The sequence below is a fragment of the Maritalea sp. genome (genome assembly GCF_047634455.1).
Taxonomy (GTDB): Bacteria; Pseudomonadota; Alphaproteobacteria; order Rhizobiales; family Devosiaceae; genus Maritalea.
The window spans coordinates 51,070-63,337 of sequence record NZ_JBLIAI010000005.1; the positions used below are offsets into that span (position 1 = coordinate 51,070).

The following is a 12,268-nucleotide window of genomic DNA, read 5'->3' on the forward strand; positions in this document are numbered from 1 at the left end:
AAACGGCAAAATTAAGCACGTTCGACCCAAAAACGCGAGGAAATTGATTCTGTCGCGTTTTTGTGTTACATATGAGTAACAGTCGCAATTTGCCGTTTACCCAGCCGTGCCGGAGGGCACATTTTTTTTGCTCTAAGCAAATAAATTAGGATTTTGGTAACCATCACAGAACCCTCACAAGTTTCGTGAACGGCACTTTTTTCGACGATGATCGGGACAGATCAGTAAGGGCACTTCACGTTGGAGTGCTGGGGCGTCAATTAGGAGTTTACCGAATGGTAACTAAGAAGCCAATGCAGCGTCAAGGATTCAAAACAGGCGAATTTGTTGTGTATCCAGCACATGGCGTCGGGCAAATTACCGGCGTCGAAGAGCAAGAAGTCGTGGGCATTACCCTCGAACTTTTTGTGATCAATTTCGAACAGGACAAACTCACCCTTCGTGTACCGCTTGCCAAAGTTAAAAGCGTCGGCATGCGCAAACTCGCCGAAGATGTAACAGTTGAAAAAGCTCTGAGAACTGTGACCGGCCGCGCCCGTGTAAAACGTACAATGTGGAGCCGTCGCGCCCAAGAATATGAAGCCAAGATCAATTCCGGTGATTTGATTTCGATTGCTGAAGTTGTGCGCGATCTTTTCCGTTCAGAAGAACAACCAGAGCAATCCTATTCAGAGCGTCAATTGTTTGAAGCAGCGATTGATCGCATGTCACGCGAAATTGGCGTGGTGAACAAGATCACATTGACTGAAGCGCTTCAGCTCATCCAAAAGAATTTGGCAAAAAGTCCGCGTCGTGGCGCAAAACCTGACGAAGCCAGTGATTCAGCTGAGGCGGCGGCATAATCGCCAACCCCAGCATCAACTTCTAATAGGGCTGGTTGTTGACCGGCCCTATTTTTTTTGAACTGTCTTGTAGCTCTGGCCCGGGATCAATTGATCCCCCGGCAGCAAACCGTTCAACACGTTAAACAGCGCTGCGGCATCAGACACACCATTCATCCGCTTGACCATATCGCGTGCAGATTGTCCAGCGCGCGCCTCAACAACCACTAACTCGAACCGCTGGATTTGCTTCAGATCTGCGCTGCGCAATTTTCTAAAACTCTTCAAGGTAAAATCAAAATCACTGTTCAGTCGCTTGCCAGAATCTTTCGCCGCAAAGATGAAGCGATAGACTTGCCCCTCAAATCGCAACACCGCAATCTCAAACGCCCAATCTTTGGTCTTTGCCGACGCGGTGACCATCGGGACATTGTTAAGTTCATCTGATTTTATCGACTGCTCATTTAAACCCGAAACCCAACCCGAACTCAAATAGTCCGCAAGCGACACCTGCGGGGGAACAAACACGCTGTCAAAGCGCGCCGCCGTGCCGTCATTTGCCACGGCAACAACCGATGCATTTGCATTTGTTAAATTGTAGGTTTTGGGTACAGAAAAAACAAATCCAAGATTTGGATGGATATAACGCTGACCGGCAATTGCCCCATTATCCGGGTTTGGGCCAAACGCTACCCCGTCAATCGCCTGCAAATAGCGCTCACGTTCTGTGGTGCCGATGCCCGGCGCACCAAACCCGCGAGCCGCTTTCACCGCCAATTCAATGCGATCCGGTGTTGAGGGATGACTGGACAAGAAATCATCGCCCGTTTGCCCTTTTGTTTTATAGGACGCAAATTGTGCCATTAGCCCCAAGAAACGCGCGGCCGCATGTGGATCATACCCGGCCTGGCCAGCAATTTTTATGCCCTCTTTGTCCGCCGACAATTCTTGTGCTTGCGAGAATGCTGCCAATGAAAGTTTTGAACGAGCAGCAGACTGGTCAGTCTCAGGGTTTGAGCCCAGAACACCGCCAATCACTCTATCAACAATTTTGCTGGTGCGTTCTCTGTTGGATCGCTCGCGGGCATGACGTAGCGTAAGGTGCGCGATTTCGTGCGCCAGCACCGCCGCCAGCTCTGCCTCATCATTAGCGAGAGCCAATATCCCCCGGGTCACATAAATATAGCCACCTGGTAGCGCAAACGCGTTGACCTCTTCACTGTCCAAAATGGTGACCGTAAGTTGCACATCACCTTCACCAGCAGCGACCAACAGCTTGCTCGCCAATCGCGCCAACATAATCTCAGACGAGCGATCATCGTAAGACCCTCCGTATGACGCTACTATTTTTGGATGTTCGCGTTGCCCCACAATCTGGTCGCTCGGATCGGTCCCCGCTGGCACCAAAGTGGACCCGTCACCCAGCCGGCTCACCCCAACATTGGGGCCGCCATCAAAAATTGTCGTGCAACCCGAAATGGAGCCGCTCAGCAATCCAACGATAATGATCTGTTGCCACTTCATTTTACTTTAACGCCAATATTTCGATTTGCTCTGGATGGGTCACATCAATCCGTGGGCCATCATCCACATCAATCCAGCCACGTACGCGCACCAAAGCACCCTCAATCTTTTGCAAATCGATCCCAGCCTCAGTAAATTGCTTCACGGCACGCCGATCAATAACCACAGTGAAGTCCGTTTTCCATTCACGCCCGAAATTCAAGTATACCCGATATGTCGTGTCACCCACATCAAATATCCGACCCTCGACCAATTCGTAATAACCGTCGCGTTTTTCCAGAAGCTGTGGTTTGTGCGCATCGCGTAGCTTGTAATAGGGGTGAGCCCAGATGCCTTTGCGGTCCGTCCGTGCCTGGCGTTCCGCCATCAACAATTCGTCCAAGCAGTGCCGATTATCACTGAACGAATACACCCGCGCAAGCCCTGCACCAATCATGGCAATTTGCGCCCATTTTTCCCGATCATCATCCACAAACATATGACCAAGCACCCGACCATGTCGGTCTTTGCGCGCACCACCATAGTAAATTCGCACATTTTTCCCGAGCGAATAAGCGCTCAAAAACACTTGCGCTTCATCGGCAAAGGGCCATTTTTCAAAGCCAACTCGACCAAGCGGCAGTTTTGGCGCTTGCATGCCGATCAAACGGATCTTTTCGCCACCATCAAGAATAACCGTGTCGCCATCAGTCACTTCAACCACACGCCCCTTTGGGCCCGGTTTCAATGTCTCACAGGCAAACGCCGCGCCGCCAAAAAACATGGTTATGCTCATGAAAGCCGCCGCAAACATTCCAAATCGAAAAGACACCAAGAAATAACTTGCCCCAAACAAACTTACAATATGATCAGACTGCGATGTTGCATGAAATTATGGCAAAAATCATCCCTTATTCCGACTTTTCTTAGTGCAGCGCACAAGCTATGTTGCCGCCCGAGTGGTCCCGTAGCTCAGCAGGATAGAGCACCAGATTCCTAATCTGGGGGTCACGCGTTCGAATCGCGTCGGGATCACCATTTTCAAATGCGGCTATTGTGAGCTCTAACTCTTGGCAACAAACCAGATTGACCCAACCCCCCTTGCATTGTCTGCCCACACCCAACTAAATGATCCAACGCACCACCATAAAGCCAATCATCAAAGGACATCCCCCCCCAAAATGAACAAGTTTGCTTTGACTGTTGAATGCCAATCTCAACCCGGCATTGTTGCCGCCATAGCAACTTACTTGGCCAACAATGTGTGCAACATCACGGACAGCGCCCAGTTTGACGATTTAGAAAATGGCGGTTTTTTTATGCGGATCAGTTTCACCTGCACCAAAACCCTCACTCTTGCTAATTTGCAGCGCGAATTCGAAGCGGTGGCGATCACACATGGCATGAAATTTAATTTCTTCGATGAAACGAAAAAAATGAAAGTCGCAATTTTTGTTTCGCGATTTGGGCATTGCCTAAACGACATTTTATATCGATGGAGAATCGGCGCATTGCCAATCGACATCGTTGCCGTTATTTCCAACCACAATGAATATCAAGACCTGGTCGAAAGTCGGGGCCTTCCCTTCCATCTCATCAAAGTGACCAAAGAGACAAAGGCCGAAGCTGAAGCCCAACAGCTTGCCATCATTGAAAATACTGGCGCAGAGCTTATCATATTGGCCCGCTATATGCAGGTGCTTTCGGACCAGATGTGCAAAAAAATGTCTGGGCGAATCATCAATATTCACCATTCTTTCCTGCCAAGCTTCAAGGGGGCAAACCCCTACAAACAAGCCCATGCCCGCGGCGTCAAACTGATCGGCGCAACATCTCACTATGTCACATCCGACTTGGATGAAGGCCCAATCATTGAACAAGATATCGTGCGCGTCACCCATGCGCAAAGCGCAAACGACTATGTCGCTCTGGGCCGGGACGTAGAAAGCCAAGTGTTGGCCCGCGCAATCCACGCGCACATTCATCATCGCGCCTTTATTAGCGGCAACAAATCCATCGTGTTCCCCGCCAGCCCCGACAGCTATGCATCGGAGCGCATGGGATAATAGTGGAGAAGAATAACTAGGGTCTGGACTCAATTGAGTTCAGACCCTAGGTCGCGTGGCAAACTTGGTTGCGGCCGTTTTCTTTGGCCTGATAAAGTGCAGCATCGGCACGGCTCAGTAACTTATCGATGGTTTTGTCACCTGATCGATACTCAGCAACACCAAAGCTTCCCGTTATGCTCACCAAGCGACCATCTTCGCTTGGAAAACGCAAGCGCATAAGCGAGCGTCTGAACTCATCCGCAATGGCAAAGCCTTCGTCCGATTTCAAGCCCGGCAATAAGAAAAGGAACTCTTCACCACCAATTCGCGCGAACATCGCCGACTTGCAATGCGAAATCGTCGGCACAAACGCATGCGCCAGATCGGTAATTTCTTTCAACACAGTATCACCCAATGCGTGGCCATATGTGTCGTTAACCGACTTAAAGTGATCAACATCAAGCATGGCAATCGTGACAGGCGGTACGTTTTCTTGCTGTAAATAACTCTCCGCTTCGTAAAAAACGTGACGCCTGTTAAAGGCTCCCGTCAACTCATCCGTAATGGAGAGCTTACGCAAAGATTGTTCGGCTTTTTTCTGCGCTGTTATATCCTGAAACAGCACCTGAATGACCGGTGTGCCTTCCCACGGTAACCGGCTTGCGGTTATTTTAATCAGCTTGTCTGCGCCACCATTACTGGCAATCACACTCTCCGCTTCCACAGCTTTTTGCTCGGCATCGAATGCAGATTGCAACAGTGCATTGGCTTCTAGGAATTCGGCTTGCCGGACATAGTCGAGAAAGTGCTTGCCAACAAGCTCCGACTTTTTCGCCCCAAGGAGCTGGCAGGCCTGATCATTCGCGTAAAGAATACCCTGCTGGGTGTGAAACAAAAGCCCAATCGGCATGGCGTCAAGCATCGCACCCAACCGCTGTTCAGTATCGAACAGCGATTTTTGCGTTTTGACGATGGTATTGACGTCGTCAACATCATCCGCAAAAAGGTCGAACTCTTCCATTTTGTCTCACATACTCGAACATTTGAGTAATATTCAACCTATTAGATTGAAGTTAAGAAACTGCAAGTAAATAGTTAATTCGTTAAATAGAAACGCTAACGAAAAGAATTCAAAGTTCTCACGAAACTTTATTGTGTGATATCAATCCACTAGCCAGAAAAATCGCATCCATTGGCACGTCATGCGGCTGTGGATAAATGGTGTTGAGATGCTGTTCTTCAAACCCAACGCCAATTTTTTGAGGCTGTTCGGCATACGCGGCAAGTGTGCGATCATAATAACCACCGCCATGACCCAAACGGTATCCTTTATCATCAAAACCAACCAAAGGCGCTATGACCACATTTGGTAGAAATGGCTCAGGACTTACCGGCTGCAAAATACCCCAAATCCCACGTTCCATTTTTACGTCAGGCGTCCAATACCGAAATTGCAGCGGCGTGTTGCGCTGCTCCACCACTGGCAACACAATGGTTGCGCCCGCTTCAATCGCCGCAACCATGAAGGGGCGCAAATCAAGCTCGCCCTTAAATGGCCAATAGGCGGATATGATGTGTGTTTCATTGGGCTTAATCAATTCGAACAGGCAGGCGCAGATTTTGGCCGCATGTCCTAGCCGTTCATCATTCGACACCCCTTGCCGCCAACCGATTAGGCGCTGTCGCTCCGCCTTGCGCCACACCGCAACGTCTTTCGCAGCTTGTGCGTCATACTCGACCAATTCGCCGCGCCAATTTTCTTTGAAGCCGTCGCGATAGCATGTGGGGGAGGAGGTCAAACCGGTCTGCCCTGTTCAAACCAATTCTTCATAGCTGCCAACAGTTCTGCTGTTGGGTAATCTTGGATATCATCTTCAGAAAACCCCGCTTCAAGTTGAATTTCATAATACCACTCTTGGAAATCAACATATGCACCCAATACTTTTGCAGCTCCGTCAGCCTGACCATCGAATAATGTCGCAAGCCAATTGCGCACCTGCCGAACAGCTTTCTCAAATTCCCCCGAGTGAAATTTTATATCACACCCCGCTATATCAGAAATTGATGCTTGGTACCGGTACTTCTGTTCTTCAAGAATTAAGAACCGCTTGCTGGCTCCGTGCGCTCCACCAAAATTTCGAAAGCCATAGTCAATCCCGAGCTCAAACGGCATGTTGAGCCGAAAATACTCACCCTTGCCCTTGGCTTGGCAACGACTTAGGTCATGGATTGACAGTCTCGAACATCGGATAAGGTCGACGATTTTTGCAAGTCTAGCCTCACCCGCGTCTTCCCGCTCAGTGGCAAAGCGTGGAATAAAATCAAAATACAAAATTGTGAAAATTATCGCTTGAAGTAGGGGTTCATAGTCTTCATCAAAAGGACAATTGATAAAGACATTTTGATCAAAATTGTCTTGTTGCAATCACTATCCTTTTACTGTGCTGGGATCGTTGCCGTATGAATTTCGCTCACGAATTCGGCCATCTCGACCATGGACATAAAGTTCGGTATTCTGGTTTCTTGCAATAACTTTTGCATGCTCAATTGCTTCTTGTTGTGTGGCATAAGTTCCAGTAGCTCGAGTGGCTCCCGCTCTGCGAACGCTCCATTTGCCTCCATTTGGGACGACATGCTGTCCTTTTTTTGACATTGGCGGCTCCTTTCTTTGATACCCAATATAGCAATTCCAGAACGGTTTTCCAACAAACAAAAACCTTCTCACCCGCACCCCTGGCAAAGCCCTCTAATTTCAAGGCTGGTTTTGGTGGGCGTGAACTGGCGCTCATCGGCCCAATCGGCAAGGCGGCTTTGCACCACCTCATCGGAAAACTCAGAAACCACACCACATTTTTCACAAATCGCAAAAGCAACCAAGCCCGTCTTGGCGTGGCAATTTGGCTGCGCACAAGCGACGAACGAATTTATGCTTTCTAACCGATGCACCAGATCAGCTTCCTGCAATTTCTCAAGGGCGCGATAAATCTGTAACGGGGCTTTTAGGCCCTGGCCGCGCAATTCGTCGAGTAAATCATAAGCGCTCATCGGTCCTGTGGATGCGACGAGCTTATCAAAAACCAACGTTTGATTTTTGGTGAGTTTTTGCTCTTGTGTCATCTAGCTCACCTTTCTTTTTTTACGCCACAAAACAGAAAGAGGACTGAGGCTGATCAGAAACAAGATCAGCGCCGCCACAACAATTGAAGGGCCGGATGGAGTGTCATAGGCAAGGCTCATATTCAGCCCACCGATCACAGAAATCACCCCGATGATAGAAGCAATTACGATCATTTGTTCAGGGCTCGCAGATAATCGTCGCGCTGCGGCGGCCGGGATGATCAATAACGCCGTGATCAATAATATGCCAACAATTTTCATGGCCACTGCAATCAGAACCGCCAAACAAACCATCAACAAAATCCGCACCCGTTGCGGGTGCATGCCTTCAGCCTGTGCCAGCTCCACATTGACGGTTGCAGCAATCAGCGGCCGCCAGCCCCAAGCAATGCCGACCAAAATCAGCGCGCCAAATCCGTAAATCAGCGCAATATCAACTTTTGATACCGCCAAAATATCGCCAAACAAAAGCGCCATTAAATCAATTCGCACCCAACTCATAAAGCCAACCAGCACCAAACCCAGTGCCAGTGTTGAGTGCGACAAGATGCCCAACAGCGCATCGGACGAAAAAACGCCGCGCCGTTCCAACACCAGTAGGGCCGCACTAACCAACAACGCAGCACCAACAACACCCACCATCATATTGATGTTCAACAGCAAGCTAATCGCCACGCCCAACAGAGCTGAGTGCGCCATCGTGTCGCCGAAATAGGCCATGCGTCGCCACACCACAAAGGCCCCAAGTGGCCCGGTGACCAAGGCAAACCCAATCCCTGCCACCATCGCGCGCACAAAAAAATCATCAAGCATGATCATGCTCCTTGTGCGCTGGCGAATGGTCACAATCATCGCAGATGGTGCCGTCAGCATGTTGCACCCGGCCATCGGGCAAATGGGTGTGGTCATGCTGGTGGTCATAAATTGCCAGTGCATCCAGCGCTCGTGCGCCGAACAAACGTTTATATTCTTCGCTCGCCACCACAGATTTCGGCGCGCCGCGACAGCACACATGCCCATTCAAACAAATTACGGTGTCGGTAGCCGCCATCACCACATGCAAATCATGAGAGATCAGTAGCACGCCACAATTGTGCTCATCCCGCATATGTAGAATGAGCTCATATAAAGCGGCTTCACCTTGAAAATCAACGCCTTGCACCGGTTCATCGAGCACCAAAAGGTCAGGTTTGCGCAACATGGCGCGGGCCAATTGCGCCCGCTGCAACTCGCCGCCGGACAGTTGGCTAACCTCCGCTTCGGCAAGATGGGCAATGCCCACTTGGCTCAGCGCCTCTTCAATTTCTGGTTGTGAATGCGTGGCGGTCAGGTTCATCAACCGCTTAACCCTAAGGGGCAATGTCCAATCCAAGTTGAACTTTTGCGGCACGTAACTCACTGTCAAATTGTCTGCCCGTTTCACACTGCCTTCTGTGGGATCAATGACCCCAAGAGCACACTTAACGCTCGTTGATTTTCCCGACCCGTTTGGGCCGATCAATGTCACGATTTCGCCACGGCGCACATCAAAATCAACACCGCGCACCAGCCATTTACCCTCGCGCTCAACGCCGACATTTGTCAGCGAAACCAGCAAATTCTGTGTAGCCATGTGCTGAGTTCCCTCGGTTTTGAATGGTTTTACATTTTTGGTCATAGGGTTTTTGCGCGTGCTTTTCTTTGTTGCCACCCTCTATGCCATACGTTATATCATAACACAATCTATGTAATAGTATAACATATCAAATGACATCAGGAGTCCAAATGCGCCCCATCATCTCCCTAGTTTGCGCAAGCCTTTTTGCTATTTTGGCGCAACCCGCCCTGGCAGAAAGATTGAAAGTGGTCACTTCAATTCGGCCGGTTGAATCATTGGTGGAATATATCAGCCAAGGGCTTGCTGACGTAACCGTGTTGGTGCCCGCCAACACATCGCCCCACACCTATGCGCTCAAGCCTTCGGATGCGCAAAACCTGCAAAATGCCGATGTGATCTTCTGGGTTGATGAGAATTTTGAAAGCTTCTTAAAAAAAGCCATACAAACTTTACCGCAAAACGCTACGGCAATTGAATTTACCCAACAGCCCGGCATCGCTTTGCTCGAGGTGCGTGAATTCGCCCCGACGCAAGGGCTGATAGATACGTTGGCGGAAACCGAACCCGAACATGGCGCACATGATTTGCATATCTGGCTCGATCCCGAAAACGCGAAAACCATGACGAACATTATTGCCGATACCCTAAGCGCTGCCGACACGGTGAACGAGATCGAGTATCGCAAAAACGCACGCGAGTTGATCGGCAGGTTAGACGCGCAAATGGCAACAACCAAGCAGCGTTTGGCCGCTGTGAAGGACAAGCAATTTGTCACCTTTCACGACGCATACCAATATTATGAAAAGCGATTCGAATTAAAAAATACTGGAACCGTTACGCTGAGCCCCGAAATCAAACCCGGCGCAAAACGCCTGACCGAGCTCAAAAACGCGCTTGCCAACAACCAAATTGCCTGCATATTTTCAGAGCCGCAATTTGACGCCAAGCTGATAGAACTCGCCATTGAAGGAACAAATGTCAATTCGGCGGAAATCGACCCGCTGGGTGCAGACCTGGTGAGCGGCGCGACGCTTTATTTCAATCTGATCGAGAACATGACCAGCAGCATAGTCAACTGCCTAAGCCAACCCCAATAATGCATCTTGTTTTGCACGCAATCGAACAATGGCCTGGCGCGCATCTGGTTGACAATTTGCATAGGTGATCATCTCACCTTTTTTGATCGGGGCGGTGGCAACGCCGCCCTCTATTAACCCACATGGCACGCCATTCGCTGCGCGCGCCTCAATTGCCGTCATCGTCCATGAACGGTAGCAATATTGCCCAATTGCATCAAACTTCTCGCCCGATGCCATGTCCTTCTTCGCCAAAGCACACACCTCCGCCACGGGCACGTCCAATGGTTGCATATCCACTTGCCCATACAGCGCCACTCGCGCGCAGGATAAAGGCACTTCTAGGCTGGTCAAATGAAAGGGACGATAAAGCGTGAAATACGGCCCCCGCCCAACTTTTAGGTCCGCCATGCGCTCACGAATGCGTTCATGCGGCGCTTTAACGATCACAAAAACACCCGGCGCGACGCCTTCACCGATTGTATAATCAACCCGACCCACATCCGACAGAATGCCGCCATCCCATTCCGGGATCAAAATATCTTCAAGCGTATCAAGCGTTGCCTGTGGTCCATGCATCCCCGGCTTGTCTGGCACCAAGCCCGTCGCGTTCGCCAATGCGGCCATTTCAACCATGGTTTTTGACCCATCGACAAACTCCACCAGCATGCGCGGGTTCATGTTGCGCGCTTCGGCCTCAGCCGCATAATCGTCAGGCACAGCCTCCACATTCAACGGGTTATTTTTGCCCTTTCCCGCCGAAACAATTGGCAGCCCCAAGGCGTTTGCAAAATCAATCAGCTCCATGATCGAAGATGGCTCATCACCCGCACCAACCGTATAGATCAGCCCAAGTTCTTGTGCGCGCCGCTTCAGATAAGCGCCAACAGTAACGTCGGCTTCCACATTCATCATGATCAGATGTTTGCCCGCTTCAAGCGCTTGCAATCCGATATCTGCACCCACGCTCGGTTTACCCGTTGCTTCGACGACCTGGTGAATCAGCTCATTGTTCGCCACCAACGCCGCGTCGCAACAAATGGCAATTTTACCCGCCTCAATGGCTTTTGTAATCGCTGCATTACTTTCGCACACAACGCCATTATCGCGATCACCATAGGCGATTTCGACAGCCCTCAAGGCATTTGCTGCATTGCGCACCGCCACAGCACCAATCCGCAGACCACGCATCCGCGCCACTTGCATGATCAGATCAGTGCCCATTTCCCCCGCGCCAATCAACCCGATCATCACCTGCTTGCCGGCTTCTTCAAGCCGCAACAAATCACGGCTGAGCCCCGTTAGGCTTTCTGGTGGCATTTGGAACTGACTGGATGGGGATTTCGACATAAATGCACCTTGTGCTTTTTGTTTCGCTGCCTTTTAGCCCAGCATTTAACGCTTGGCGATAGGACACATCAACAAATCGTCACCAGCAAGCGCTTGATCTAGTGGCAAGACAATTGCAACCTACACCCAAATCAAATCATTTCGGGGACAATAATAATGATCGTACAGCCACAAGACATCATCCAGTTTTGGTTTAAGGACCACGGTGCTAAAGACTGGTTCACAGGTGGCGAAGACTTCGACAAAAAAATCGCGGACAAATTCACCGCCACGCACACAGCCGCGCACAAGGGTGAACTTTTTGCCTGGCGCACTTCGCCTGAAAATCGGTTGGCGGAAATTATCGTGCTCGACCAATTCACCCGTCAACTTTACCGCAAGGACCCGCGTGCTTTTGCATGCGATCCAATAGCATTGACATTGGCACAAGAAATGGTGATCCGAGGCGATGATATGAAATTGGACGAGGACTGGCGCACTTTTGCCTACATGCCGTACATGCATTGTGAAAGTTTGGCGGTGCACGACGAAGCGATGAAACTATTTGGCGCGCTACCGGGCGAAAACAGCCTTGAATATGAACTCAAGCACCGCACAATGATCGAAAAATTCGGCCGCTATCCTTACCGCAATCAAGTTTTGGGCAGACAAAACACACCCCAAGAAGATGAATTCTTGTCCAAAGAACATGACAGCTTTGGACAGTAAGGCTGCTTATTTGGTCAAATCCGGGTCGCAATGTCTTTAGATTTGATG

At 50.0% G+C, this 12,268-nt stretch carries 14 protein-coding genes and 1 tRNA gene; 5 read left to right on the forward strand and 10 right to left on the reverse strand.

Translation table 11 applies throughout. The features are described 5' to 3' along the window. Nucleotides 1-275: 275 nt before the first annotated feature. A complete protein-coding gene (locus ACJAZW_RS03080) occupies nt 276-842 on the forward strand; it encodes a CarD family transcriptional regulator (RefSeq protein WP_415155402.1) in 567 nt (188 codons plus the stop codon). A gap of 48 nt (nt 843-890) precedes the next feature. Here ACJAZW_RS03080 and ACJAZW_RS03085 read toward each other — a convergent pair whose 3' ends face one another. Both ACJAZW_RS03085 and ACJAZW_RS03090 read right to left on the reverse strand, forming a co-directional pair. Beyond that, entirely contained in the window at nt 891-2,345 is a 1,455-nt protein-coding gene (locus ACJAZW_RS03085) for a M48 family metalloprotease (RefSeq protein WP_415155403.1), read from the reverse strand. Between the two features lies 1 nt (nt 2,346). After that, entirely contained in the window at nt 2,347-3,120 is a 774-nt protein-coding gene (locus ACJAZW_RS03090; RefSeq protein WP_415155404.1) for a thermonuclease family protein, read from the reverse strand. Between the two features lie 165 nt (nt 3,121-3,285). Here ACJAZW_RS03090 and ACJAZW_RS03095 point away from each other — a divergent pair. Then, nucleotides 3,286-3,362 (forward strand) — tRNA-Arg (locus tag ACJAZW_RS03095). A gap of 143 nt (nt 3,363-3,505) precedes the next feature. Further along, a complete protein-coding gene (gene purU / locus ACJAZW_RS03100; RefSeq protein WP_415155405.1) occupies nt 3,506-4,390 on the forward strand; it encodes a formyltetrahydrofolate deformylase in 885 nt (294 codons plus the stop codon). A 46-nt stretch (nt 4,391-4,436) separates the two neighbouring features. Here the strand turns inward: purU and ACJAZW_RS03105 are convergent, their stop codons facing one another. The 7 genes from ACJAZW_RS03105 to ACJAZW_RS03135 form a co-directional block, all read right to left on the reverse strand. After that, nucleotides 4,437-5,393: a diguanylate cyclase gene (locus ACJAZW_RS03105; RefSeq protein ID WP_415155406.1), complete on the reverse strand. Its 957-nt coding sequence runs from the start codon at nt 5,391-5,393 to the stop codon at nt 4,437-4,439. A 118-nt stretch (nt 5,394-5,511) separates the two neighbouring features. Further along, nucleotides 5,512-6,171 carry a 5-formyltetrahydrofolate cyclo-ligase gene (locus ACJAZW_RS03110; RefSeq protein ID WP_415155407.1) on the reverse strand — a complete coding sequence of 220 codons (660 nt, stop codon included), beginning with the start codon at nt 6,169-6,171 and terminating at the stop codon, nt 5,512-5,514. After that, complete coding sequence (locus tag ACJAZW_RS03115; RefSeq protein ID WP_415155408.1) at nt 6,168-6,797, reverse strand: hypothetical protein; 630 nt, start codon at nt 6,795-6,797, stop codon at nt 6,168-6,170. Before ACJAZW_RS03115 ends, ACJAZW_RS03110 begins: the two co-directional genes overlap by 4 nt. Nucleotides 6,798-6,800: 3 nt before the next feature. Further along, nucleotides 6,801-7,025 carry a DUF2188 domain-containing protein gene (locus tag ACJAZW_RS03120; RefSeq protein WP_415155409.1) on the reverse strand — a complete coding sequence of 75 codons (225 nt, stop codon included), beginning with the start codon at nt 7,023-7,025 and terminating at the stop codon, nt 6,801-6,803. A gap of 68 nt (nt 7,026-7,093) precedes the next feature. Then, the gene (locus ACJAZW_RS03125) at nt 7,094-7,489 is read right to left on the reverse strand and encodes a Fur family transcriptional regulator (protein ID WP_415155410.1); all 396 of its coding nucleotides are present in this window, start codon (nt 7,487-7,489) and stop codon (nt 7,094-7,096) included. Further along, complete coding sequence (locus ACJAZW_RS03130; RefSeq protein WP_415155411.1) at nt 7,490-8,302, reverse strand: metal ABC transporter permease; 813 nt, start codon at nt 8,300-8,302, stop codon at nt 7,490-7,492. It abuts the gene before it with no gap. Continuing rightward, nucleotides 8,295-9,101, reverse strand: coding sequence for an ATP-binding cassette domain-containing protein (locus ACJAZW_RS03135; RefSeq protein WP_415155412.1), 807 nt, complete (start codon nt 9,099-9,101; stop codon nt 8,295-8,297). Before ACJAZW_RS03135 ends, ACJAZW_RS03130 begins: the two co-directional genes overlap by 8 nt. 152 nt (nt 9,102-9,253) lie before the next feature. On the opposite strand from ACJAZW_RS03135, the gene ACJAZW_RS03140 reads away from it, so the two are divergent. Beyond that, entirely contained in the window at nt 9,254-10,183 is a 930-nt protein-coding gene (locus tag ACJAZW_RS03140; protein WP_415155413.1) for a zinc ABC transporter substrate-binding protein, read from the forward strand. Here ACJAZW_RS03140 and ACJAZW_RS03145 read toward each other — a convergent pair. Next, nucleotides 10,166-11,512: an NAD(P)H-dependent oxidoreductase gene (locus tag ACJAZW_RS03145; RefSeq protein WP_415155414.1), complete on the reverse strand. Its 1,347-nt coding sequence runs from the start codon at nt 11,510-11,512 to the stop codon at nt 10,166-10,168. The genes ACJAZW_RS03140 and ACJAZW_RS03145 overlap by 18 nt on opposite strands. Before the next feature lie 156 nt (nt 11,513-11,668). Here ACJAZW_RS03145 and ACJAZW_RS03150 point away from each other — a divergent pair, with 156 nt between their 5' ends. Beyond that, nucleotides 11,669-12,220, forward strand: coding sequence for a DUF924 family protein (locus ACJAZW_RS03150; RefSeq protein ID WP_415155415.1), 552 nt, complete (start codon nt 11,669-11,671; stop codon nt 12,218-12,220). The last annotated feature ends 48 nt before the right edge of the window (nt 12,221-12,268 follow it).